At 59.4% G+C, this 23,043-nt stretch carries 23 protein-coding genes; 8 read left to right on the top strand and 15 right to left on the bottom strand.

The window, feature by feature from the left end; translation table 11 throughout:
- Nucleotides 1–22: 22 nt before the first annotated feature.
- Both A6F49_RS08845 and A6F49_RS08840 read left to right on the top strand, forming a co-directional pair.
- A complete protein-coding gene (locus tag A6F49_RS08845) occupies nt 23–1,426 on the top strand; it encodes an amidase (protein ID WP_043058131.1) in 1,404 nt (467 codons plus the stop codon).
- A gap of 72 nt (nt 1,427–1,498) precedes the next feature.
- The gene (locus A6F49_RS08840; RefSeq protein WP_082911694.1) at nt 1,499–1,948 is read left to right on the top strand and encodes an acyl-CoA thioesterase; all 450 of its coding nucleotides are present in this window, start codon (nt 1,499–1,501) and stop codon (nt 1,946–1,948) included.
- A gap of 20 nt (nt 1,949–1,968) precedes the next feature.
- On the opposite strand, the gene A6F49_RS08835 is transcribed toward A6F49_RS08840, so the two are convergent.
- From A6F49_RS08835 to A6F49_RS08805, 7 genes are all read right to left on the bottom strand, one after another.
- The gene (locus A6F49_RS08835) at nt 1,969–2,589 is read right to left on the bottom strand and encodes a DUF6318 family protein (RefSeq protein ID WP_150119437.1); all 621 of its coding nucleotides are present in this window, start codon (nt 2,587–2,589) and stop codon (nt 1,969–1,971) included.
- A gap of 255 nt (nt 2,590–2,844) precedes the next feature.
- Nucleotides 2,845–3,696: a DNA-3-methyladenine glycosylase family protein gene (locus A6F49_RS08830; protein WP_052504902.1), complete on the bottom strand. Its 852-nt coding sequence runs from the start codon at nt 3,694–3,696 to the stop codon at nt 2,845–2,847.
- Nucleotides 3,693–4,295: a DNA-3-methyladenine glycosylase I gene (locus A6F49_RS08825; protein ID WP_043058129.1), complete on the bottom strand. Its 603-nt coding sequence runs from the start codon at nt 4,293–4,295 to the stop codon at nt 3,693–3,695. Before A6F49_RS08825 ends, A6F49_RS08830 begins: the two co-directional genes overlap by 4 nt.
- A gap of 84 nt (nt 4,296–4,379) precedes the next feature.
- A complete protein-coding gene (locus tag A6F49_RS08820; protein WP_043058128.1) occupies nt 4,380–4,907 on the bottom strand; it encodes an alpha-ketoglutarate-dependent dioxygenase AlkB family protein in 528 nt (175 codons plus the stop codon).
- A gap of 16 nt (nt 4,908–4,923) precedes the next feature.
- The gene (locus A6F49_RS08815) at nt 4,924–5,568 is read right to left on the bottom strand and encodes a methylated-DNA--[protein]-cysteine S-methyltransferase (protein ID WP_082911693.1); all 645 of its coding nucleotides are present in this window, start codon (nt 5,566–5,568) and stop codon (nt 4,924–4,926) included.
- Nucleotides 5,565–6,062, bottom strand: coding sequence for an RNA polymerase sigma factor (locus tag A6F49_RS08810; protein WP_043058127.1), 498 nt, complete (start codon nt 6,060–6,062; stop codon nt 5,565–5,567). Before A6F49_RS08810 ends, A6F49_RS08815 begins: the two co-directional genes overlap by 4 nt.
- A gap of 89 nt (nt 6,063–6,151) precedes the next feature.
- A complete protein-coding gene (locus A6F49_RS08805; RefSeq protein WP_052504901.1) occupies nt 6,152–7,573 on the bottom strand; it encodes an aldehyde dehydrogenase family protein in 1,422 nt (473 codons plus the stop codon).
- A 72-nt stretch (nt 7,574–7,645) separates the two neighbouring features.
- On the opposite strand from A6F49_RS08805, the gene A6F49_RS08800 reads away from it, so the two are divergent.
- Nucleotides 7,646–8,383, top strand: coding sequence for a hypothetical protein (locus A6F49_RS08800; RefSeq protein ID WP_043058125.1), 738 nt, complete (start codon nt 7,646–7,648; stop codon nt 8,381–8,383).
- A 32-nt stretch (nt 8,384–8,415) separates the two neighbouring features.
- On the opposite strand, the gene A6F49_RS08795 is transcribed toward A6F49_RS08800, so the two are convergent.
- The gene (locus A6F49_RS08795; RefSeq protein WP_052504900.1) at nt 8,416–9,369 is read right to left on the bottom strand and encodes an HAD family hydrolase; all 954 of its coding nucleotides are present in this window, start codon (nt 9,367–9,369) and stop codon (nt 8,416–8,418) included.
- A 108-nt stretch (nt 9,370–9,477) separates the two neighbouring features.
- On the opposite strand from A6F49_RS08795, the gene A6F49_RS08790 reads away from it, so the two are divergent.
- The 3 genes from A6F49_RS08790 to A6F49_RS08780 are packed head-to-tail and all read left to right on the top strand — an operon-like array spanning nt 9,478 to nt 12,259.
- Nucleotides 9,478–10,812 carry a uracil-xanthine permease family protein gene (locus A6F49_RS08790; RefSeq protein WP_043058124.1) on the top strand — a complete coding sequence of 445 codons (1,335 nt, stop codon included), beginning with the start codon at nt 9,478–9,480 and terminating at the stop codon, nt 10,810–10,812.
- Nucleotides 10,813–10,818: 6 nt separating this feature from the next.
- Nucleotides 10,819–11,442 carry a histidine phosphatase family protein gene (locus tag A6F49_RS08785; RefSeq protein WP_043058123.1) on the top strand — a complete coding sequence of 208 codons (624 nt, stop codon included), beginning with the start codon at nt 10,819–10,821 and terminating at the stop codon, nt 11,440–11,442.
- A 25-nt stretch (nt 11,443–11,467) separates the two neighbouring features.
- A complete protein-coding gene (locus A6F49_RS08780; RefSeq protein WP_052504899.1) occupies nt 11,468–12,259 on the top strand; it encodes a VOC family protein in 792 nt (263 codons plus the stop codon).
- A gap of 15 nt (nt 12,260–12,274) precedes the next feature.
- On the opposite strand, the gene A6F49_RS08775 is transcribed toward A6F49_RS08780, so the two are convergent.
- Together A6F49_RS08775 and A6F49_RS08770 are read right to left on the bottom strand one after the other, a co-directional pair.
- Nucleotides 12,275–12,937 (bottom strand): LysR family transcriptional regulator substrate-binding protein, encoded by a 663-nt coding sequence (locus A6F49_RS08775; protein ID WP_052504898.1) that lies wholly within the window; start codon nt 12,935–12,937, stop codon nt 12,275–12,277.
- A gap of 85 nt (nt 12,938–13,022) precedes the next feature.
- A complete protein-coding gene (locus tag A6F49_RS08770; RefSeq protein ID WP_043058121.1) occupies nt 13,023–13,565 on the bottom strand; it encodes a YceI family protein in 543 nt (180 codons plus the stop codon).
- Nucleotides 13,566–13,778: 213 nt separating this feature from the next.
- Between A6F49_RS08770 and A6F49_RS08765 the strand changes: the two genes are divergently transcribed.
- Nucleotides 13,779–14,456, top strand: a complete 678-nt coding sequence (locus tag A6F49_RS08765) for a metal-dependent transcriptional regulator (RefSeq protein WP_043058226.1) — start codon at nt 13,779–13,781, stop codon at nt 14,454–14,456.
- An 833-nt stretch (nt 14,457–15,289) separates the two neighbouring features.
- Here the strand turns inward: A6F49_RS08765 and A6F49_RS08760 are convergent.
- The 4 genes from A6F49_RS08760 to A6F49_RS08745 all read right to left on the bottom strand — a co-directional run bounded on the left by A6F49_RS08760 (nt 15,290) and on the right by A6F49_RS08745 (nt 19,730).
- Complete coding sequence (locus tag A6F49_RS08760) at nt 15,290–16,117, bottom strand: hypothetical protein (RefSeq protein ID WP_043058120.1); 828 nt, start codon at nt 16,115–16,117, stop codon at nt 15,290–15,292.
- Between the two features lie 18 nt (nt 16,118–16,135).
- Nucleotides 16,136–16,351 (bottom strand): hypothetical protein, encoded by a 216-nt coding sequence (locus A6F49_RS08755; RefSeq protein WP_150119436.1) that lies wholly within the window; start codon nt 16,349–16,351, stop codon nt 16,136–16,138.
- A gap of 198 nt (nt 16,352–16,549) precedes the next feature.
- A complete protein-coding gene (locus A6F49_RS08750) occupies nt 16,550–17,317 on the bottom strand; it encodes a lytic transglycosylase domain-containing protein (protein WP_235604932.1) in 768 nt (255 codons plus the stop codon).
- Nucleotides 17,310–19,730 (bottom strand): VanW family protein, encoded by a 2,421-nt coding sequence (locus A6F49_RS08745; RefSeq protein ID WP_052504896.1) that lies wholly within the window; start codon nt 19,728–19,730, stop codon nt 17,310–17,312. The genes A6F49_RS08750 and A6F49_RS08745 overlap by 8 nt, the downstream gene beginning before the upstream one ends.
- A 255-nt stretch (nt 19,731–19,985) precedes the next feature.
- Between A6F49_RS08745 and A6F49_RS08740 the strand changes: the two genes are divergently transcribed.
- Nucleotides 19,986–21,347, top strand: a complete 1,362-nt coding sequence (locus A6F49_RS08740; protein ID WP_043058118.1) for a variant leucine-rich repeat-containing protein — start codon at nt 19,986–19,988, stop codon at nt 21,345–21,347.
- A 75-nt stretch (nt 21,348–21,422) separates the two neighbouring features.
- On the opposite strand, the gene A6F49_RS08735 is transcribed toward A6F49_RS08740, so the two are convergent.
- Nucleotides 21,423–22,898: a DEAD/DEAH box helicase gene (locus A6F49_RS08735; RefSeq protein WP_052504895.1), complete on the bottom strand. Its 1,476-nt coding sequence runs from the start codon at nt 22,896–22,898 to the stop codon at nt 21,423–21,425.
- Nucleotides 22,899–23,043: the final 145 nt, after the last annotated feature.

The following is a 23,043-nucleotide window of genomic DNA, read 5'->3' as shown; positions in this document are numbered from 1 at the left end:
GTTGGCGTATACAGTTGAATCCATGACTGAACATCACGCTTTCGGTTCGCTTTCCGCACGCCAGCTGCGAGATGCGATTGCCGCCGGTACCTATACTGCCCGTCAAGTCACCGAATATTATCTTTCCGTGATCCACCAGCGCACCGATCTGGGTGCCTTTATGGCGGTGCATGACGACGCCGCGCTGGCTCGTGCAGATGAGTTGGACGAGGCCTATGCGGCCACCGGTGTGGTCGGACCACTGCACGGCCTGCCCCTAGCTTTTAAAGACACGGTCAATGTGGCCGGGATGGTCACCACGTTTGGCTCCAGGCTGTTTGCCGATACCGAGCCGCAGCTTGAAGACGAACCCGTCTCGTTGAACATGAACACCGCCGGCGTGGTGCAGGTCGGTAAGACCACACTGCCTGAGTTCGCGCTGTCGTGTCACTCAGATAATGTGATCTCCGAGCCGGCTCGCAACCCACGAAATCCGGAACTGACCGCGGGTGGTTCTTCCGGTGGGGCTGCTGCCGCAGTTGCCGCAGGCCTGCTGCCGGTTGCCCCGGGTACCGATGGTGGCGGGTCGATCCGAATTCCTGCTGCCGCCACCGGCATCGTTGGGCTCAAGCCTGGCCGGGGCACCATCCCAACCGATGAACACAACGACGACGTCAAAAACCTGTCGGTTACCGGTCCGCTGGCTCGCACGGTCGAAGACGCCGCGCTGCTGATGGATGCCCTGGTGGATCCGACCCAGTCCAACGGCCGGTATCTGACCGCAGCCCAGCAGGGCCGCGAGTCAGCCGGTGACCTCTCGATCGGGTACACGACGGCTTCCCCGTTCCAGCCGGATCTTGATATCACGTTGTCGCAGTCGGCGGTCCAAGCATTGACCCTTGCGGTGACGCTGCTGAGTAAAGAGGGCTTATCGGTTGAGGAAATGAGCTTTTCCTACCGTGGCGGCTACCACAAGAATTTCCAAACGGTCTGGACTCAAGGCCTGACGCGCATCCCAATGCCCGAGGGCGCCGAGGAGCGGATGGAAGCCCTGGCCAGGGACTTCTTGAAACAGGCCCGCGAGCGCACCCAAGAACAATATGAGGCCGCAGTTGCTGAATTGTCGGACTGGGCTGCCGATACACGTCGTCAGTTCTCCGCCTATGACGTCGTGCTGACCCCGGTGTTGGCGTTTACCCCACCGCCGGTCGGAACATTTTCGGCGATGGAAGCCCAAGACGACTACGAATACCAGTGCAAGTTCACGCCATATACCTCGATGATCAACGTGATGGGGCTGCCGGCCATCTCGATTCCGATCAAGGACGATGACAACGGTATGTCGTGGTCTATTCAGGCGGTTGGGCGTGCGGGAACCGAGGGGCAATTGCTGCGCCTGGGTGCTCGTCTTGAGGCACTCGTGGCGGGGAACAAGCCTTCAGAATAATACTGCATCTGACAGCGCAAACTGTGAGCGGGGTTATCGCCATATGCTGTGGCTGAAACTACAGTTTGGCATATGAGTGATTCAGCGATTCATCCCCAAACCCAACAGTTTAGTGTTCTCGATGACGGCATGAACTTCCACACCCGTAAATGGGTCAAGCCGGAAGATCTTAATGCCAATGGCACCCTGTTCGGCGGTGCGCTGCTGCGCTGGGTTGACGAAGAAGCCGCGATCTATGCGATCCTGCAGATGGGCAACCATCGTGCGGTGACCAAAATGATGTCGGAAATCAACTTCGTGGCCTCCGCTGTGCAAGGTGACATGATCGAAATGGGTCTCAAGGCCATACATTTCGGTCGGACTTCGATGACCATGCGCGCCGTGGTCCGCAATATGATTACCCGCAAGGTGATCCTGAGCATCGACAAAATCGTGTTCGTATCTCTGGGCGAAGATGGTACACCCCAACCGCACGGATACACCGACATTTCTTATAATCGCGACCGGCTACCTACCCGCTAGCTTGGGTAGCCGCCCAGCGGTTATTCATCGAATGTCGAATCGAGGTCTAACCAGTCGATGACCCACTGGCCGTCGTCTTCGTCGTAGACCATCTCCACCCACCAGCCGGCCGATTCTCCGCCCTCGATGCTCGCATCTTCGTTGAGCACGCCATCTTCGTAGAACTGGCTGGCAGGTTCCTGCATTTTGAATAGGACGGCGGTCCACTCTTCGTCGTTAGCATCGTCGAAGTTCTGTTGGACCTCACCAATCTGGATGCTGGTTTCGCCATCTAACACCGCCCAGGCGTCGTCGGCATAGATCTGTTCCCATTTATAAATCAGCTGGTTACAGGCTTCACATACGTAGTGGGTTACTTGTTCGATCGGTGCAGTGTCGCCGGTCAAACGCCCGTAGTCCACGGCCTGCCAGAAATATTCGACGGTGGCGCGGGCACCGTTTGCGCTGTTGTCGTTCACCGCCTCCGGCAGCACCGGTTTGGGCACGTTTTGTGCCGGTCCCTCAGCTGAGGCAGCAACATATTCTTTGGTCTCGGCGGATTCGATACTCGGCGATGGTTCGCTGCGTATCTCATCTGCCTCACTTGAGGAACACCCGCTCAGCGCCAGGGCCAGGCCGAAGGCTGCGGAGGCGATTTGCATGACGGAGAGTGTATTCTTTGGGGTAGTCATCAAAGCTTCTTTCGGGTCGGCATCGTCTAGGACTGGTATCTAACCTAGGGTGGATGTCGACTCAGCACTTCGGCTTCTATCAAAATTGTGGATAACTTCGAGGCGCTACTCCGCCATGGAGACAAAATGCGCGTCAATTAACCGACTGGGTACAGTTCTAGACAGACCCCGAACGAGTGGGTTCCCTACCTGGATTCACAGCTTCGTTTGGTGGCGAAACGTGTTTCAGAGTAGTTGTGCCCAGAGTCGTGTTGCTGCGTAACTGCGATACGGGTTCCAGTTCGCGGTTGAGGCTGTGTCGAGGTCGGCGGCTGCGAGCATACGGCGCAGCACGGCGTCGGTTGCGGGGAATGCGTCCGGGTCGGTGCCGGCGCGGATCGCGAGGTAGTCCAGCGTCCACGGGCCGATCCCATGGACGGCATGCAACCGCGACCGCTCCGGCAGCAGATCACCGTCTGTCTCGGTGAAGAGCACGGCGACCTCGTGTACGGTGCGAGCCCGGCTGCCGGTGAGTCCAATGGCGGCACGCAAATCTTCGACGGGCACGGCCGCGAGCCGGGACAGTGTGGGAAATAAGCCGAGCCCGTCAACCTCGCCGGCCTCGGCAAGGTCGGTGCCGTAGGCGGCCACGAGCCGCGCTGCAAATCGTCGTGCGGCGGCCAGCGAAACCTGTTGTCCCAGCACGGTGAGCATGACGGCCTCAAATGGGGCCTGGAAGCGCGTGATCCTAACCCCGGGTCGCAACCGGACTTGTTCGGTAAAAACCGGGTGTGAGCCGAGGTGCGCGTTGATGGGCGTGAGGTCGGTGTCGAGGTCGAACCAATGGCGCACCCGGGTGGTGATTTCCTCGTGAACGGTCTGATCTGACGTCGTCGTGAACACGGTGGCACCGCCGGGGTCGAGTCGGACGGTAACTGCATGTGGGTCGCCGTGGATGGTGAGCCTGCGGGTCAGTGCTGCCTCGTCGGGGTTGAGTCGGTGCAGGCCCGGGATCGTGTGTGCGGTCAGCGTTGCAAGGGCGGCGTCGGAGTCGAAGGGGCCGTTGGCGTCCACCCTGATCTGCGCGGTACTCTTCATGCTGGCCAGACGCCCGAGGAGCCGCGGCGGTGTGATCCGACCAGGTGGGTGTCGATGATCCCAATAGCTTCCATCAGCGCGTACATCGTGGTGGGGCCAACGAAAGTGAACCCTTCCTTGCGCAGTGCTTTGGCCAGTGCCAGCGATTCCGGGGATTGTGTGGGAATCTCGGCGACAGTGTGCGGCACCGGTGTCGTGGCAGGCTGGAATGACCAAACGAACTCCGCCAGGCCGCCCTTATCGCGTAGGCGAATGGTCGCGTTTGCGTTGGTGATTGCCGCCTGAATCTTGGCACGGTTGCGCACGATCCCGGCATCGTTGACGAGTCGTTCGATCTCAGAATCTCCGTAGCGTGCGACCCGTTCAGGGTCGAAGCCCTCGAATGCCACACGGAAGGCGGGGCGTTTGCGTAGGATCGTTGCCCACGACAATCCTGCTTGGAAGGCTTCCAGGCTGATGCGCTCATACATGCCCTGTTCGTCACGCACGGGCATGCCCCATTCGGTGTCGTAATAAGCGCGCAGCATCGGGTCGACACTCGCCCACGCCGGGCGGGCCAGGCCATCATCGCCGACGACGACGCCCGGGTCTTGCGACATACCGGTGGGTCCTGCGGTGGAGGGTGTGCTCAAGGGCTGCTTCTTTCGCTCGTGTGGATACGCAAGGGCGATTCATCGGTCTGCTCAGCCGTTGAGACCGGTGACGCGCATGGTGATATTGATCCGCCCGGCCTCCAGTCCGCACCCTTGTGGCGCGGTACCGGGATAGATCTTCGGGATGCCGTGATATGCCATCCGCGATGGGCCGCCGAAGACGAAGAGGTCGCCTGAGGCGAGCGCAATGTCCTGATAGGGCTTATTGCGGGTCTGGGTGTTGCCGAACCGGAATAAGCAGGTGTCACCGATCGACAATGAGATCACCGGGGCTGTGGAGTGTTCGTCCTTGTCCTGGTGCATACCCATGCGGGCGGCGTCGTCGTAGTAATTGACCAGGGCGGCATCGGGTGTGTAATCATCGCCTGCGCTGGGATCGCCCGTTGCAGCCACCAGGGCACTGCGGCCCAGGCGCACCATCCAATCGGGGAATTCGTGGAAGCGGGCGACGAGCCAGCGCTGCTGTTCCAGCGTGAGCCAGTGCGGCACGTAGTGTGCGCCGTCGGGCAGCTGTGGGGTGGGGCGGTGGAGCACGTCGTCTCCGAACAGGGTGTTCATCGGCTCCTCCTGGCGGTCATGCTGCCTTTTCCAATTCCAGCAGGGTCGTCTTGGCGTCCAGGCCGCCTAGGTAGCCGCCCAAGCCGCCGTCACTACGCAGTACCCGATGGCAGGGCACCACCACCGGCAACGGGTTGGTCGCACACGCGGTGCCAACCGCGCGGACAGCCTTGGGGTTGCCGACCAGTTCGGCCACCTCCTTATAGGACTGGGTGTGGCCGTAGGCGATGTTAGGTAGGTAGCGCTGCACTATTTGCCGGAATCCCGCGGACAGTGCGTAGTCCAATGGGACGTCGAAGGCGTGCCGTGTCCCGGCGAAGTACTCGTCCAGCTCCGCGGCCACCGCGTCCAACCGGCCGGGTGCCTCCAGCACTCGGGGGCTGATCTTGGTTGCCAGCGAGGCGAGCACGGTGTCGAAGTCTTCGCGTTCAAATGCCACCCGCACCAGCCCGGTTTCGGTGGCTGCCAGCAGGAGGGTGCCGACCGGCGTGTCAATCGTGCGGTAGGCGACGTCAAGGAGCCTGCGTTGCCCGGCCAGTGCGGCCAGGTGCGCGTGCAGATCCTCCAGCGCACCGGTTTCGATCGGAAACAGAGCGGCGTGCTCGGCCGTCGTGCCATATTGGGCCGGATGACTCATGTTGGTTGGTGTGTTGTCACTCATCGGGGTGCTCCTTTCGTGTGCTCGGCTGCGTGATAGGTCTGTCTCAAGCTCTTGATGCCGTCGGCTGCGGCTCGTCGCACCGCCTCGGCACTGCCACCAATGAGATCGGCGGTCTCGGTGTGCGGCAGGCCACCGAGGTAGTGGTAGGCCACCGCGAGCCGTTGCCGCTGTGGCAGCGCGGCCACTGCCTCCCATATCTGGTACTCATCGGTCCCTGGGTTGCCCAAGGACGAAGTCTGTTCGGGGACGACGTCGGTGGGGATCGCCTGCCGGGCCCGCTTGCGCGTAATGTCAATTGCCTTGCGGTGAGCCACGCGCACCAGCCATGCTTCAACGTTGGTGTCCGCGTCCAATTCCGGCCATGCCTTCAGCGCGGCCAGGAACGTCTCGGACCATGCATCGTCGGCGTCCGCGCCCCAACCGAGGACGGCGCGGCAGACCCGCAGCACGGTCGCCCCGTGCCGTGTAACGGCCTGTTCGAATGGATATTGCATCTTCATCACTGAGTAAACGCGTCAGCCAACCGAAATGTGAGATCCGAGTTTTCTACCACCGTCGTCACCCGGTCTCACAATGGTTGTTTTTACTTCAACCGGTCAATCATTCGTTGCCCATAGGTCGGATCGGGCGGGTAAGCGGCTTGGAGGGTGTCGAGTCGGGTCGGCTTATAGAAGTGCGTGCGATATTGCGAGAATAACCGGAAGCTTTCATAGCCACCCCAGGTCCCGAAGCCGGCTGCTCCGGTGTAGTTATGCGGCAGTGAGGGCAGGACAGCTTGAATAATGGTCGCATTCATGACGGCGGCCCCGGCGTTAATGCGGTGCATGAAGTCTTTGCGGATGCGCCGTCGTTCAGAAAAGAGGTAGGCGGCCGGAGCGGTGGGTTTGGAGTTGGCGAATTCAACGGCCTCGTCATAGGTGTCGACCACCAGGATGGGCAAGATCGGTCCCAGGATTTGTTCCTGCATGATCGCCGAATTCGGGTCGACCTCAGCCAGGATGGTTGGGGCCAGGAAGGCGGATTCGATATTGTATTTGCCACCGTGCACGAGCCGAGCCGGGGTGGCACCGACCGCTCCTTTGGTGGTGGCGCGAATCAGATCGACCAGGCGTTGGGTGTGTTGCGGGGTAATGATCCGGCCGAACTGTTTGGCCGTGTCCGGGGTGGGACCGTAGAACTCTTGGATTGCATCGATGACGCCCTGTTGGACTTTGGCTGCGACGTCGTACCCAACGGCGATCAGGTAGTCGGGACTGACCAGGCTCTGGCCGGCGTTGGTGAATTTGCCGTAGGCGATGCGCCGTCCGATGGTTTTCCAGTCGGCGCCGTCGACGACGATGACCGGGGATTTGCCGCCCAGCTGTAGCGTGACCGGGGTAAGCTGTTGGGCGGCCCGCTGGTACACGCGGCGGCCCAGACTTTCCGAGCCGGTAAAAAACAGGTGATCCAGGGGTTGCGCGACGAGTTCTTCCAGGGCGTCTGCTCCCCCGGTGACGGTCACGATTGAGCGCGGGTTGAGGTATTCCGGCAGGATACTGCCTAAGAGTTTGGCGGTGCGCGGGGTGTGCATGGAGGGTTTGAGCACCATGCAGTTGCCCGCGGCCACGGCACCCACCAGGGGTGCCAGCAGGCTGTAAAACGGGTGGGTCCAGTTGCCAATAATGCCCACCACGCCCAGCGGGCGGGGTTTGACCATGGCTTTGCCGGGGCGTAAACCGTATGGGATGGACCGGGGCTGGGGTTCCATCCAGTCGGTCAGGTGCAACATGGCATAGGAAATTTCGTCTTTGACCGGAATGAACTCGCTTTGGTTCGTTTGGGCCGAGGATTTGCCAATGTCTTGCCACAGGGCGTCCTGAATGTCTGTCGAATAGTCTTCGAAGACTTCGCGTAGTGCTTTGAGCTGGTCCATACGAAAGGAGCGCGAATGAGTGGCCCGGGTCGCGGCGAAGGCTCTGAGTTCGGCCATCCGGGCGGATAACGTGTGGTGGGCGCCTGTGGTCATGTCTATAACCGTACGATACTTCAAAGCTTAGATATTGGTGCCATGCTGAATTGCTGGACTAGACTTCGGGGCATGGCTGCAGCTTCGCGACGCACTAAGTTCATTGTGTGGGGTATTGTGCTGGCACTTTTTGCCGGTGGCGCATGGTTTGCGTACTCCACGCTGCGGGCCAGCTTCCAACCCCTTGGGGTCATCGCCAACCCTTTTCCCACCGAAACGCAGCGGCCAGAGGGCTCGGATGCGCCACGCGGTCCGGTGAACTTTCTGGTCTTTGGTGAGGCCGCCGACCAGCATCAGACCCTGTCAGTTTTCCATTTAGCCGATGGGCGTCGTCGGGTGGATATTGTCAATTTTCCGCGCAGTTTCGCCCAGGTCACGGATATTCAGGACATCCCGGGCACGGTCAGCGAGGTTGAGGCACTCACCGGGGCGCGCATGGAGCACGTGATGCGCTGGGATTTGGAGTTCCTTACCCAGTTGGAGACCGCTCCGGGGGCCGCCGCCGCAGTGTTGACGGATCCGACAGCACTGGATGCCGACGACGTCTGGCAGTCCGTAGTGCAAGAGACCCTCAGTATCCAGGACGCAGGCCAACTCAAGACGCTGGCTTCAACACTGACGCCGTTTGTGGACGCCGATGCGCAGTTGGATACGGCCCGGATTACCGATTTGGCCAAATCGCTGCGCCATGTCCCCCCGGAACATGTGACCACGTGTGTGTTGCCCCAGGCCCTGACGGACCAGGAACAGGCCAAGCTGAAACGCTTTTTCGAAACCGGTGGACCGCGCCGGTGCGCCGAGATGTTCTAAGACCTGGGCTCGGCGAGGTAACAGGCTTTAGGTTATTCGGGCAGGGTGAGTAAGTGTTCGATCATTTCTGCTACGCCGTCGTCATCACAGGCCGGTGCGACGACGTTGGCTTCTACGAAGAGCGCCGGATTTCCGGATGCCACCGCGTAGCCGGTGCCGGCCCAGCGCAGCATTTGTTCGTCGTTTCGTTGATCTCCGAAAGCCACGACGTCATTGGCATGAATGCCCAGGCTGGCGGCATAGTCGGCCAGGGTGGAGGCCTTGTGAATGTCGCCGCGTGAAATTTCTAATAGGGCCACCCCGGGGACCGAGTGGGTGACCTGCACCAGCGTGCCGAAATGCGAGCGCACCGCCAGCAGCAGGTCATCTGGGTCGTGGCCGTTGACCTTGACCATGAGTTTGACGACTTCGGGGTGTTCGGCCAGCCGATCGGTGATGCGCTTGGCTTCAATCCAGCGCGAGGATTCCACGGCCACCCTCGAGGTGGGTTCGGCGGTAGCCTGGCGTGACAGATCAACCTGACGGGCTGCGGCTCGCGAAGCAGCAGGGATGAACTCGGGTTCCATGATCAACCCGGTCAGGGTTTCGGCACCAAAAATCGCGCCCGAAAACAGTCCGCGCAGTTCATTGGTCACATCGGCCACGAGGTGCTGGTCCATCGGGTGGGCCTCTAACACGGTGTCGGTGTTCATATCGTAAATCACCGCCCCGTTGGACACGATGGCCGGACCCATCGACCCCAGCAGTGGGGTCAACGCCGCCATCCAGCGCATTGGACGCCCGGTCACAAACGCCACGTGGATACCGGATTCAATGGCTGCCGCAAATGCCTCGAGAGTGCGCGGCGAAACGTAGCCGGTGTGGGTTTGAGAATACGGGATGATCGTCCCGTCCAAATCCGTGGCAATCAGTTGGGGCCGCACCAGCGGGTGGCCGATGCTGTCGCGCTCCACTTCGGCACCGTGGGGCGCCAAATGCTCTGGCATGCAGATGTCCTTTCCTTACCCAAGAATGTTAGCGCGAATTGGTGCCCACGGCTGTGTTAATTGGTAAAGTCTTGCTCGCAACGAATACCGCGCATAGAGGAGCCCGCCGTGGCAGCATCATTTCGTAAACGCTTAGGGTTGACCTGGGACATCCACGGCGATGGCAAAACCATTACTCCCGGCGAGGTTGTCAAACCCGATGAGCGCATGGCCGCCCCGCAAACCATCGGCATTGGTTTACAGCACGTGATGGCCATGTTTGGGGCAACCGTATTGGTCCCGGCGCTGACCGGTTTCCCGCCGACGGCAGCATTGTTCTTCTCCGGCATCGGGACCCTGCTATTTCTGCTCATCACCAGGGGCAAGGTGCCCAGCTACTTGGGCTCCTCGTTCGCTTTCATCGCCCCGCTCACCGCAGCCACCTCAATGCACTCCATGGCCGCAGCATCGGGTGGCATTCTGGTCACCGGCGCGGCCCTGGTCATTATCGGGTTCATTGTCCACAAGGCCGGGACCGGTTGGATCCACGCGGTCATGCCACCGGCCGTGATGGGTACCATCCTGGCGCTGATTGGGCTGAACCTTGCCGGGGCCACCACCAACGGCATGCAAGAAGTACCACTCACCACCTTTGGGACCACGGCGGCCGTGATCATCGCCGCAGTCCTGTTCCGCGGTTTCCTCGGGCGGCTATCCATTCTGATCGGCATCATCGTCGGCTACCTGCTGGCCCTGGTCCAGGATGAAATTGATTTCGCCCCGGTCACCGATGCCGCCTGGATTGGCCTGCCCGCCTTCCACACCCCAGAATTCCACATCGACGTGATGTTTTTATTCCTGCCGGTCGTCTTCGTTCTGATCGCAGAAAACATCGGCCACGTCCGAACCGTGGGGCTGATGACCCGCACCGATCTTGACCCGCATAATGGTCGAGCCATCATTGCCGACGGCGTTGCCACCATGCTCTCGGGCGCCGGCGGTGGTGTGGGCACCACAACCTATGCCGAGAACATCGGGGTCATGGCCTCATCGCGTATTTATTCAACCGCCGCCTACTGGGTCGCCGGCATGGTCGCGATATGTCTGGCGTTCTTCCCGAAATTCGGGGCACTGATTGCCACCATTCCCATGGGTGTGGCCGCCGGAGCCGGGATCATTCTCTACGGCATGATCGGCATCATGGGTGCCCGCATCTGGGTCAATAATAAGGTCGATTTCTCCAACACCATCAACCTCATGGCCGCCGGTGCCGGTCTGATCATCGCCATCGCCGACCCAATCATTGAGGTTGGTGGCATGCAATTTGGCGGCATCGCTCTGGGCACCATCGCCGTGCTGGGGATTTATCACATCATGTGGGCCATTGCCCGTTGGCGTGATACCCAACCGATCGATGATGAAAACGCGGAACCGGCGGCCATCAGACCGGGGCAGATCGGCTGATGCGCCATGACGACGATCTATGTGGTCACCCATCCGCAAGCCACTCATCACACCGAGGGTCTAGTCGGTGACTGGTACGATTCGGTGCTGACGGATCGCGGGTTGCGCCACGCCCAACAGATCGCCGTTGAACTCTCTCGTCGATTAGCTGCACGCCCCGAGTCCTCGGTACGTTTGGTCAGTTCTGATCTGATCAGGGCCCGGCAGACCGCCGATGCGATCACAGAAATCTTCGATCTCCCCGTCACGCTTGATGAGCGGCTGCGCGAACAACATCATGGAGCAGCCGAGGGTCAGCCGGTCGGGGCCCACCCGTATAATCCCGTGCCCCGAACCGGTGACCGGATGCATTTCGTATCTGGTCCGGGTATGGAATCACGTGCGGTCTGGGCGCAACGGGTTTATGCAGCCATGACGGATATCTACCACGATCCTGCCGACACCACGATCGTCGTGACCCACGGTGGCTCACTGACCTACGTGATCGCCTCCTGGATTGGTATCCCATTTGAAGCCGCCGACCGGGTGAAGTTTCAGGCCTCACCCGGTTCCCTCACCGTCTTGCACGACGACGATATCAACGGTGATCACGTGGTCGCCGAACTCAACAGCACCGACCACTTGCTCTAGACTGTCGTATTCCAAGGAGAAACACATGGCAAGCGAAGCTCACAACCTGCAGGCCAATTTTGACCACACAGCCTTTGCGGTCCGGGATGCCCTGGCTTGTGGGGTGAATCTTCGACGCCAATTCGGTGCGACACCTATTTTGGGAGAAGCGCTTGAGGCGTTTCGCTACCTCACGATGTATGTCGGTTCTGCTGAGCATGGCACCAACCTCGAGTTCCTCGACCCCACCGAAGAGGGCTTTCTAACCCAATTTCTAGACAAGCGTGGCCAAAGCCCCCACCACATAACGTTTTTGGTCTCCGATGTGCCCAGTGCGGTCGCTGCGGTATGCGAGCAGGGCTTCGGCGTCGTGGATGAAGACTACGAACATGCTGCCTGGCACGAAGCCTTCATTCGACCAGATGCCACACATCGCACGATCATTCAGCTGGCCGGTTCTGATCGGCCGTATCCGTCGGCTCGAGAACTGCTTGCCACCACGCGGCGGGATGCCCTTGCGATGCCGCATATTGCTAATGCCAAGAATCGGGACTGGTGGACGAGCATCTGGGATACTCAGGCTGGTGAGACGAAACATCTTGGGCCCACTGTGCTGCAGACGACCGATATGCCACGGTCGCATACGTTATTCGGAACTATTTTGCAGGGCCAAGCCCACGACAGCCAAGTTTCAAACGGGGTGGTCTATTCGTGGCCGGGTGGTGCGATTGAGCTGGTGCCGAGTGACAGGGCGGGCATCGCCGGGATCCGGGCACGGGATGATTCGGCGGAGCTCATCGATATCGATACCATTATCGCAGGAATGCCGAACACTTAGGCGACCTCCGGTCAGTTACCTGCTGGAGCGAGGGCGGCGCCCCTTGGTGACCCCGATGAAGTCTTGGATCATGTCGGAGTCGGCTTCTTTCCGCCAGGTCAGGCCGACTTCCCAGCCGGGGTGGATATTCGTTGGCAGGACGACGACGTCTTTTTGACCGAACATGCGCGCTACTGAGGCTGGCAGCAGTGTGTAGCCCGAGCCGGTGGCCACCAATTGAATGGCCATCCGCTCCCCCGCAGCGACCTCTTCGGGTGTATCGAGCGGATCGGGTACCGGCTCGGAGGCGTAGTCTGCTGGATTCCAGAAGGTTTCACCTTCTAGATCATCGGTGCCGACGTCGCCGTCGTCCTCGGTCCAGGCGGCCAGCAGGTGATCCTTTGACACCATGATCACGGGTGACTCATCGTAGAGTCGCACGAGGTGGAGGTCTTCGGGATCCAAGCCGTGGGCGGCAACGAATTCCTGCCAGGTCTGATCGGCTCGCCAACGCAAATAACCCAGCTGCGGCAGATAGCGCGGCGGATCGTGGGGCTGTAGAAACAGGGTTTGAGAGTGTTCGTCCTGGGTCACCAACGTGACTTCGGAGCCACGAGCTTTGAAGCGGTGAACCCACTTGGATGGCGTGGCGCCGGGGATGGTGGATAAAAACAGTGTTTCGACAGCCTGATCGGTCATGATGTTCACTTTAACGCAAAAACGCCGTCCGGCGATCCGCAATGGATCACCGAACGGCGTGCGAGCCTAAACGGCTCGTGAAGTTTTACTCTTCGTCTTTGGTGAAGGAAACGTCCAGGGTGATGCGGACCTTATCGGAAACCAGGAAGCCACCGGCTTCAAGAGCAGCGTTCCAGGTCAGACCGAATTCTTCACGGGAGATTTCGGTTTCGGCTTCGAAACCTGCGCGGGTTGCACCGAATGCGTCGACGGTCTGGCCACCGAATTCGCCTTTGAATTCTACTTCTTTGGTGACACCGCGAACGGTCAGGTTACCGTGCAGCTTGAAGTCTTCGCCGTCAAAGTCGGTCACTTCGAGGGATTCAAACTTCAGGACCGGGTGGTTCTCGGCGTCGAAGAAGTCAGCCGAGCGCAGGTGCTCGTCGCGGCCTTCGTTACGGGTGTTGACCGATGCGGCCTGGACTTCAGCGTTGATGACCGAGCCGTTGAGGTTTTCGGTCAGCGTTGCGGAGCCGTTGAAATCTTCGAACGTACCGCGAACGCGGGAGATACCTGCGTGACGAACGCTAAACATTGCTTCTGAGTGGGAAGCATCGAGGGTCCATTTGCCTGGGGTCAAAGTAGTCATGTGTGTATTCCTCCATAACGTTGATCGCGGCGCTGGTTCATGTTTTCGATTTAGCACCACGTATTGATTACAACATGTTCCAGAAGAAAAGTATTCCAGATTTGAAATACTTTGTCTACCTAGGGGAAGCGTTTGTCGTCAACCGGAGATGCTTATGACGCAAAAAACGGTTACTTTCAGCGGAAACTCAACGATCTTGGTACGTTAACATTTATGACGATCAACCAGCTCTCTGATTCCACACAGGATTACCTCAAGGCCATTTGGTTGGCCGGTGAGTGGTCCGATGAGCCGATCACGGCCACCAGTATTGCTCAACGAGTTGGTGTCACCTTGTCGACAACCTCAGATGCGCTGCGGCGGCTGCGCGAGGCCGGGTTGATTGATCATGCACCGTATAGTGCCATCACGCTGACCGAGGTTGGCCGAGCGCACGCGGTGGATATGGTGCGTCGTCACCGGTTGATTGAAACGTTTTTGGTCCAGGCGCTGGGGTACACGTGGGATCTGGTCCATGATGAAGCCGAGGTTCTAGAGCACGCGGTATCGGATTTTATGATCGACAAGATTGACGCGTACCTGGGCTTTCCACAGCGGGATCCGCACGGGGATCCGATTCCGTCGGCCGATGGCAGCATTGTCGAGTTGACCGCTATTTCGCTGACCGAACTGGGCTTGGGTGTGCCTGCGGTGGTCGAACGAATTGCCGACGATGATCCCGAGCTGCTGCAGTATTTTGCTTCGCACGGGGTGGCACACGGAACCGTGGTCGAGCTGGCCGAGGGCGCACCCTTTTCTGACACGGTGACTCTTGTGGCCCCCGATGCCCACCTGACGCTAGGACCGGGCGCGGTGGATGCGGTGTGGGTGACCCCGGTTTCTACGTCCTAAGTTTGCCGAACAGGACACGCAAATTGTGCAAGTCGGTTCGAGGGCTTAACGATTTCATACCGCTCCATGGATCATCCGTATCACCACGAAAGACTGTATCCGTCTCAGGTGATGATCACTGGGAGCTTATCCTGGTAGGCATCAACGGTGCATCATGTCTTCCCACCAGAAATCCACAATTTCGGTGGTAACACCATCAACATATCTGATTCGTCCGCAATCTTTTGTCTCGAATACCACACACCACTTCCAAGGACTGTTCCAACCATCCTTGAACGGTGATGTCAAAAGAATTGGAACCGTTACAAAAAACACAACCAAGCTCGGTAAGAATTTACCTCAACATTTGGGGTGCGTTGTTTGTCCACTCGCATCAGATGACGCTACAAGGCGCCTCTGGTCCTTGTTACTTTGTACGAAGTCCTAACGTGGGAGCGCTAGCGCCTTGGGAAAATCTCTTCCCTGCAATCTGAGCATGATCCTCGGGGTGGGAATCATCGGACTCAAATGCTTCATGTACCGAAGCTGATCTTGCGTCCACAGCATGATCGTTCCCTAACTCCATCGCAACTCCGCCCCGGGTTAATTCGCCAGTCGCGCGTCCAGCAGGTTCTAGAGTTCTGGGAGTTCCAGGTATCGTACCCATAGCAGTAGCCCAAACTGAGGTTTGGGTCATTCGACTGGGCGAACGTCTTGGGCATTCGGGGCTCTTCCGTACCATTTGTCGACAGCCCAAGCGTGACGAGGATTCTGGCCTGTGAAAAAGCTGAGGATCTTCGTTGTTCGCGTTCACTCTGAGCACGTCTGGTGAAAGTACATCTCTGTTGTAGATTTCAGGTATCAGATGTTATGACAGGCAAGCTCGGACGTAACCCGCCAGCCATAGGGCCCCTGTTTATCCATCGAGAATTAGTGCCGGTGTCGATAGACCCGTGCCTCAAGAAGTCTTCTACTACCTGCTGTGCCTCATCTGCGTAGCACCAGAGGTTCTCTCGAATATAACCTTTGATGTCTCCTAGAAACATCAGCTGCTCCTTATCTCCAGGCTCGGTTTCACTCACTGTACCGGTGTAGACAAACCAAGTATTGTCATCACGAAAATCAGCCGAATAATATAAAACACAGCGCCCTTCCGCGCCGCCAGCGATCTCCAAGCAGTGGGTCTTCCGTGTCACGCGCACGAGAGTCAATTTCACACCGTCAAGGCGTCGAACCAGTTCACGAAAGTCCCCCGTTGGTGGCGAGATTTGAGATTTCGAGGACCAGCACTGCAACTCGTAACCACCCGACAGGCTGCGCAAAGATGCCTTCTGCTCCATCTTGTCGGGCGGCTTAATAACGAGTGCTGCGAAAATATAACCCAGTGGGCTAATGAAGAACCAATGCGAATCGGGACGGATGTCACTGCCACGCAGAAAAAATAACACCACATACCCCAAGACGAATACGATAAGTATTATCCAACCGGACACATAGTACTTCGGCCGCAGGTGTAAATTTGCGAGTCCGAAAAATATCACAAACGCCGCTACGCTTACTAGAACGATCCAGCCTACGTGGTCAGGTTCAGAGATAAATACCGGGCCTACAAACGCGAGCAAGAAAAAAGCCCGAAAACTATAATGGCTAAGATCAGGCTCGATCGACTCGTTGTTCGCCAATTAGACATTCCGTACTCACTATTCTGGATCTAGGACGATTTGTTGCAGAGTATCCACACCACCACCGATGACGGAACCGGTGGACGCTCCACCCCACAACGCGACACTGTTTCGCTGTGACATGTCGAGAACATCGACCACGTCGCACTGCACCCACTGCTGACCTTTCGTGTCCAACCACGGCTGCAGAAACACGTACATCATTGCCACAAGCAGGACGGCAAAAACCAACACCACCACACTCTCAAAAATTTTCCGTCGCCTCGAAAGCACTCCTCCGTGGCTCACAGTATCTCCAGCGTCCATCTGTCCATTCTCTTTTACAGATTCGAATGTTTCGGCGCGGCAACACCAGCACCACCCGTGAAGAATCCCCTCAACCCTTGCAGCAGGAAATTGCGCTCTTCATCTTCAACGACCGGTCTGAAAGCTTCATTGGGCAGCGTGAGCATAGTGGTTGGCCACATCAACGACCTTGTGGTTGTACTCAATGCTTTGGTTATAGGCGTGCACGGCACGGATCCAGTTGGTCGTGTTGGTCAGATCTCCGCCTCTGGCGCACAGCAGTGCGGCGGCGCTAAGTGCCGCATCATCAATATTTTGTGGGTCGGCAATGCCATCGCCGTTGCCGTCGCGGCCGTAGATTTCCCAGCTTTGCGGAATGAATTGCATTGGTCCAACCGCCCGGTCCCAGGTGGTGTCGCCGTCCAGTGCGCCGTTGTCACTATCGGGAATGCCCTTGAACTGTCCGCCGTCCAGTGCCGGGCCGGTAATGGCAGGCACGGCCACGCCGTCGTCATCCAGTGCTGATCCGTAGATGGTGCCGTGGCGGGTTTCGACATAGCCGATGGCTGCCAGGGTATTCCACCCGATGTTGCATTCGGGGTGTTCGTGCTGGATGGTCAGGGTTGCGGCGGTATAGGCAGCCAGTGCGCGTTCGGAGATGCCGGTGGCCTGGGCGGCGTCCTGGATCCAGGCAGGGTCCAGGCGTAAGCCAGTGATGACTTCGGCGGTGAATTCCGGGGATTCGGCAACCGTGGCGTCGCGAGCGGTGGCACCGGTGAGCAGGATGCCCAATTCGGTGCGCAGAATCGTGGAGGTCGCCAGCACCGGGGTTGCGGCCAGCACCCCCAGCGCACAGCACAGTATCACCGCATAGGTCACGGCGCGCAGACGCCGCGGGCGTGAAGTGTTACTCACAAATAACGGTTGGCCAGCCAGAGTAGGCCCAACGCCAGGATTCTTCGATCGGTGAGCCACCGGCCGGGGTCTTGGTGCGGTGAACATCAACGGTGAAGCCTTGGCGGCCGCCACTTTCGGCGATGCATTCGGAGTCGTTATTGCGAATAGTTGGGGATGCTGTGTAGTTATACGGGTCTGAGGTGGTGGTTGAGACGTCGTAGTAGTTCGAGCCCCACAGTCGGGTGTGGACTTGGTTATTGGCCAGCCACATTTCCACAATCACGGGTGCGTCGGTGTCATTTTTCCACCGAACATTGATTTGGCCTTCCCAGTACGTGGATTCGCGGCCTTGCGGGTAGCGGTCAAACCAGCGGGAGTGGGGTTTGTGTTCGATAATTTCCATGCCACCCAAGAACCCGGCGTTATAGGACATGGTGGCGATCTGAGACAGTCCGCCACCAATCGCATTGGTGGTCACCCCGGATTCGACAACACCGGATGAGTGGTAGCCATTGGCCGCGGTGATCGGGGCCAGGATGGCATCGAGGTTGAATTCTTCGCCGGGCATGACGACGGTGCCGTTGACGCGGTCTGCGCCGACCCGCAGGTTGGCGGTCCGAGGGCCATCCTGTGGCGGGTACGGGGTGGCGTATTCGGCCTCGATATGGTTGACGTCCCAGGCTTCGGCATCTTCGGTGGTGACTTCGGGTTCGACCTCGTGCAGCTCCACGGTAATGGCACGGGTTTGCTCCCCGCGCAGATCCGCCAGGATCTCATCCACGACTTGTTCATTGTCGACGCCGCGCCCGGTGGAGCCGGGCACAACTTCTGGACGGGCCGAGCCCGCACTGCCGGTCAGCCGCACGGTGGCGTCCTCGTTCGTGGAGGCAAACTCGGAGTTATTCTCGGCCAGCGCGTCAGTAAGGGCTTCGCCATCCAAGATCAAGACCGGGCGCACGCCTTGGTCATCCTCGGATTCGGTCGATTCGGGCTCTTGGGAGGTCTCGTCCTCGGCCTGGTCGGTGGCGGCGGTTTGTTCGGCGGCACCTTCAACGCGCACTTCGGCAGCGGATCCCAATTGGGCAGGGGTCAGCTCGGTGGTCGCATCATCGGCGGTGACCGAATAGTTGCCCTCCACCAGCGGTTGGGCGGTGTCGGCAACAAATTGTTCCCACTGCTCGGCCGAGACCGCAGGGGCCTCAGCCTCACCTGGTGCGGTCAGTTCGGTTGCTTCGCCCAACCATTCTTCAGCCACCAGTTCGGTCAGGGCTTCGTCGTCCACGGTGAAACCATGAATCGGCTCGGTGTACTCCAGTTCGGCGCCCTCATAGACCACCGAGCCCGCCGTTGGATCAAAGCTCAATTGTTCGGCTAGCCCGGCAATTGTCTCGGATGAAGTTTCCTCATCCACAGATTTCTGGGCCGACACGTGGGCCTCGCCAAACATCCGTGCCCACAGATCCACCGGGTTGAATGTCAGATCCGTGAGGTCATTCAGGGTCGCATCGACGTCGTAGCTGTAGCCGGATTCCGCAGGAATCAGCGTTGCTTCCTGGTCTGCAACGGTCACCAAAATCTCGCGCTGGGCGCGCTGAGCAAAGGCCTCTTCTAACCTCGGCGCGGCCTCTTCGACCGACAGTCCAGACACATCAACACCTTCGACCGTCAAGGTCGCGGGTAGGGAATCCTGGGTGGCAAATGCAGCAGCCACGTAGCCGCCGCCCAATAGGACCACCAGGCCAACCAGCAACCACGGCCAGCGGCGTTTCTTCGTACGCCCGGTCGGAGCAGGCTCGTTGGGCCCAGCGGTTGAACCGCTTGTTGCCGCCACCGAGATCGGCGGCATCGCCTGGGTCTGGTCTGGCTGATCGGCTGACTCAGCACTCAGCGGAGCATCATAGACCACCGTGGTGTGTGGCACGGCATCGTCCTGCGTGTCATCCACAGAAGTTTCCTGCACTGCGGCTTCCTCACCCGAGTCCTGGTCGCCTGCAGTCTCAGCAGCAGCCGCTGCTTCGGCCTCATCGGTGGGCGCGTCGTCAGCTTTGAGAGCGGCAATCTGTTGCAGCATGCGCGTTTCGGGATCGACCTCTTCGGTCACGCTCCGGGCCGGCTGAGCATCTTCGGCCGGTTGTTGCCCCACCTCATCAGTGGCCTCATCATCACTCGCCGCATGCTCGGCGAGTTCATCGCCGGCTGCGACGTCGTCGTCTTGCGTCTGCTCGTCGTCAGCCGGATCGGTTGCTGCGGAATCAGCCTGCCAGGTTGCACCATCGGTGTCGGCGTCGTCACGGCGCGCTGCAGTCCCCTCGGCGTCGTCGGCAAGTGACGGTAACGCCTGGGTCTGCTCGTTGGTTTGTTGGTGTGTGGAGGCCTCGTCATCGTTGTGATGCGATGGGTCCGGATGCTGTGGTGTGTTTTCGTCAGCCATATGTTCTACTCATACAATACGGCGGCGGGTTTCACCCCGCGACGCCGCCCAAATATATGCAACTGTTATACGCGCACGGTTGCGAATCAAAATCTATCCTAAACTGTGTGACTACTTACAGTATGACGCGTTATTTGGCTCAGCTAGACTCTTCATGCGGTGTCAACGTCTCAGGTTTCCACGCCACCTGGAGCGCTGCGACACCGTCACAATAGAACTCAGGCACGTCTTGATGAGCATCAAAGGACACCGCAGATGACGCACTCCCCTCAGGATCCGGTCGATCTGACCGATCCGGCCATTTCCCCGCACCGACTCCAAGAACTCGCGCAGAGTCACCCCGAATCTTGGGATGACATTCTGGCTCACCCCAACGTGTATCCGGGGCTCGCCGGGTGGATTCGGGATCGTCAGGCAGAACAGACCGCTGCACAAGCCGTGACCGCTCAGACGCAAGAGCCTGCTGCCGACGACGATGCGACGAAAGTTTTTGAGCCCGCGGAGGCTGCCGAGGCTCAGACCTCAACACTGGAACCCGCCGACGGCGAAGCTGACGGCCCGGAACCGGATCCGGTCAATGATGAGGCCGAAGTCGATGTCACCGAGACGATTGCCGATCACCCGCGCAGTGACGATCCTGCCGCGACCGATCAGGCCGAGGACGCCGCGACTCCAGAAGAGTCTGACCAACCCCACCAGCCGTGGGCCATGCCGGATCCAACTGCTCAAGCTCACGCCGCTGATGCCACGTCCTCCGATGCCGAAGAGTCTGCAGCAACCATGCCGATGCCGGATGCCGCACAGCAAGACGCTGCCTCCGGCCAAGCGCAGCACGGTGAACCGATCTGGGGTTGGCCAGGGGCGACGTCGTCATCTGCGTCCCAGCATTCCCAATCCCAGCAGCAACACCAGGCACCACCAGGTGGCTTCGGTCAGCAGCCCTACGGCTACCAGCAACAGCAACCGCCTTATGGTTACGGACAGCAGCCATATGGTCAACAGCCACCGTACGGTCAGGCTTATGGTCAGGCGTTCCAGCCGCGACCACGGCAGCACACCCCGATTAACTTGAACAGCGCACGCACTTGGGGCCTATTCGTTACCGGTGGCGCCGCGTTCATGACGTTGTTTGGCTTTTTCTTTGGCCCGAGTGTGGGCGGTTTCGGTGTCCCCTCGAGCTCGCATTTGGCCTCGGGTGGGTGGATGATCCTGCTGCTATTCCTGGCGACCGTCACCTTGTCCATCCTGCAGTTGCTCAAACCTTCTGCCTGGATGCGGTTCTTCTTTATCGCGGTCAGTTTCGGTGCTGCGTTCATGATGATCGGCCGCACCACCGCACTGCTGGGGTTCTTCACACTGCAACACACCAGTTTCTCGGTGATCTGGATGCTGTTTATGTCACTGGTCCTGTTGGCCGGGATCATGATCTATACCGCGCCAAAAACTTCTGATGCGCATCAGGCCCAGACGCCCGGGACTCCCCCGACTCAGCCAGCACCACAGCAATTCGGGTACCAGCAACCGCAGCAGCCACCCTATGGCCAACAACCCGGCACCCCACCCTATGGTGGCTACGGTGCGCAGCCGGGCGGCTACCCGTCGGGACCGCAACAGTAAAAGCCACGGCATAACAAAAATGCGCCAGTCAGTGGAAAGAATCTTCCACCTGACTGGCGCATTTGCGTCGAGGCGTTAGTGAGCTGCTGGCCCGTCGGTCCGACGGCGATTGCCACGACGACGCCCGGACGTGGCTCGTTGGCCCGAAGGCTTCTGATCGCCGTGTGAACGGCCGCGGCGATTCCGGGAGCGCTGGCCGCCGCCACCACGAGGGGTGTCTTCACGGTCAGGGCTACGACGTGGTCGTCCGTTGCGTTGCGCAGGTTGTGCAGCGGGAACGGCGAGATCCAGTTGACGAGCAAGCTCGACGGGTTCCAAGAATTGGCGTGGTCCGGGGACTAATTCGTCGAGCAGATCGCGGGTAGCCCCATCATCGTGTAGGGTCGGGGAAATCTTTGCCGCGCGCATCAGCTTGTGGACTTCCCCGGTGAGATCTGGCAGCGCCAAAGTGATGACCGTGCCAGCTTGGCCAGCGCGGGCAGTTCGGCCAGAGCGATGCAAATACGCTTTGTGCTCAGCCGGTGGATCAGCGTGGACCACCAGAGCAACGTCGTCAACGTGGATGCCACGAGCCGCAATATCGGTGGCCACCAGGGTTCCGGCAGCACCGTCATGGAAGGCCTGCAGGTTGCGGGTTCGCGCATTTTGCGACAGGTTGCCGTGCAGTTCCAGCGCGGTCACGCCGCGTTGGCGCAGTTGTTTGGCCGTGCGTTTGGCGCCGTGTTTGGTGCGGGTAAAGACGATGGTGCGGCCTTCGGCTGCACACAGGTTGGCCAGGGTGCGAAGCCGTTCATCCGAATCAACCGTGATGACGTGGTGATCCATTTTGGCCACCGGTGACACCGCAGAATCCGCTTCATGCGCGACCGGGTTTTTCAGGTAGCGCTTCACCAGGCCGTTGACACCGGCATCAAGCGTGGCGGAGAACAGCATCTTCTGAGCTCTGGCCGGCACCTGATCCAGGATACGTCGGACCAGCGGCAAAAAGCCCATATCCGCCATGTGATCGGCTTCGTCGATGACGAGTACTTCGATCTCTGATAGATCGGCGTGGCCTTGACCGATCAGATCAAGCAGGCGCCCCGGGCAGGCGACCAACACATCAACGCCGCGGCGTAATGCCCTGACCTGTGGGTTTTGTCCTACGCCACCGAATACGGTGGCGGATTTGAGGCCGCTTGCAGCGCCCAGCGGTTCGAAGGTTTCGGCAAGTTGCAGCGCTAGCTCTCGGGTCGGTGCCAGCACAAGTGAGCGCGGACGTCGAGCCGTTGCAGTTCCGCCGTTATTCAGCCGGGCGGTAGTGGGCAGCATGAAGGCAATCGATTTGCCCGATCCGGTGCGCCCGCGGCCCAACACGTCGCGACCGGCCAGTGAATCTGGCAGCGTTGCGGCTTGAATTGGGGTAGGAGAGGTAATGTCTTGTGCCGCAAGGGCGGCGGCGAGTTCGGTAGGAACACCAAGTTGGGTAAAGCCGTTTTCTGAACTATCAATTGCAGAAGAAGGCATAGTGGATGAACCGCCAGTTTTGGCGGCGTAATCAAGAGAAGTCACGAAAAATGAATCCGTCCGGGTAAATGGAAGACCCGGCCCTGGCACAGGCGGAGCGACTATACAAAGGCCACTCAACGCGGTACTGGCCGGCACCGATGGGGAAGTTCCCGATCAGCTGGCTGTTGGCAGTCTACGCCATAGACCC

Source organism: Enteractinococcus helveticum, from assembly GCF_001657475.1.
In the GTDB taxonomy this organism is placed as follows: domain Bacteria; phylum Actinomycetota; class Actinomycetes; order Actinomycetales; family Micrococcaceae; genus Yaniella; species Yaniella helvetica.
Note: the sequence above shows the minus strand (reverse complement) of the source record. Positions and strands in the feature narration are given on the sequence as shown.

What these genes read in the sequence shown, in the direction of transcription:
- A6F49_RS08845 (WP_043058131.1), top strand. Translation starts at nt 23, where the DNA reads ATGACTGAACATCACGCTTTCGGTTCGCTTTCCGCACGCCAGCTGCGA.
- A6F49_RS08840 (WP_082911694.1), top strand. Translation starts at nt 1,499, where the DNA reads ATGAGTGATTCAGCGATTCATCCCCAAACCCAACAGTTTAGTGTTCTC.
- A6F49_RS08835 (WP_150119437.1), bottom strand. Translation starts at nt 2,589, where the DNA reads ATGCAAATCGCCTCCGCAGCCTTCGGCCTGGCCCTGGCGCTGAGCGGG.
- A6F49_RS08830 (WP_052504902.1), bottom strand. Translation starts at nt 3,696, where the DNA reads ATGAAGAGTACCGCGCAGATCAGGGTGGACGCCAACGGCCCCTTCGAC.
- A6F49_RS08825 (WP_043058129.1), bottom strand. Translation starts at nt 4,295, where the DNA reads ATGTCGCAAGACCCGGGCGTCGTCGTCGGCGATGATGGCCTGGCCCGC.
- A6F49_RS08820 (WP_043058128.1), bottom strand. Translation starts at nt 4,907, where the DNA reads ATGAACACCCTGTTCGGAGACGACGTGCTCCACCGCCCCACCCCACAG.
- A6F49_RS08815 (WP_082911693.1), bottom strand. Translation starts at nt 5,568, where the DNA reads ATGAGTGACAACACACCAACCAACATGAGTCATCCGGCCCAATATGGC.
- A6F49_RS08810 (WP_043058127.1), bottom strand. Translation starts at nt 6,062, where the DNA reads ATGCAATATCCATTCGAACAGGCCGTTACACGGCACGGGGCGACCGTG.
- A6F49_RS08805 (WP_052504901.1), bottom strand. Translation starts at nt 7,573, where the DNA reads ATGACCACAGGCGCCCACCACACGTTATCCGCCCGGATGGCCGAACTC.
- A6F49_RS08800 (WP_043058125.1), top strand. Translation starts at nt 7,646, where the DNA reads ATGGCTGCAGCTTCGCGACGCACTAAGTTCATTGTGTGGGGTATTGTG.
- A6F49_RS08795 (WP_052504900.1), bottom strand. Translation starts at nt 9,369, where the DNA reads ATGCCAGAGCATTTGGCGCCCCACGGTGCCGAAGTGGAGCGCGACAGC.
- A6F49_RS08785 (WP_043058123.1), top strand. Translation starts at nt 10,819, where the DNA reads ATGACGACGATCTATGTGGTCACCCATCCGCAAGCCACTCATCACACC.
- A6F49_RS08780 (WP_052504899.1), top strand. Translation starts at nt 11,468, where the DNA reads ATGGCAAGCGAAGCTCACAACCTGCAGGCCAATTTTGACCACACAGCC.
- A6F49_RS08775 (WP_052504898.1), bottom strand. Translation starts at nt 12,937, where the DNA reads ATGACCGATCAGGCTGTCGAAACACTGTTTTTATCCACCATCCCCGGC.
- A6F49_RS08770 (WP_043058121.1), bottom strand. Translation starts at nt 13,565, where the DNA reads ATGACTACTTTGACCCCAGGCAAATGGACCCTCGATGCTTCCCACTCA.
- A6F49_RS08765 (WP_043058226.1), top strand. Translation starts at nt 13,779, where the DNA reads ATGACGATCAACCAGCTCTCTGATTCCACACAGGATTACCTCAAGGCC.
- A6F49_RS08745 (WP_052504896.1), bottom strand. Translation starts at nt 19,730, where the DNA reads ATGGCTGACGAAAACACACCACAGCATCCGGACCCATCGCATCACAAC.
- A6F49_RS08740 (WP_043058118.1), top strand. Translation starts at nt 19,986, where the DNA reads ATGACGCACTCCCCTCAGGATCCGGTCGATCTGACCGATCCGGCCATT.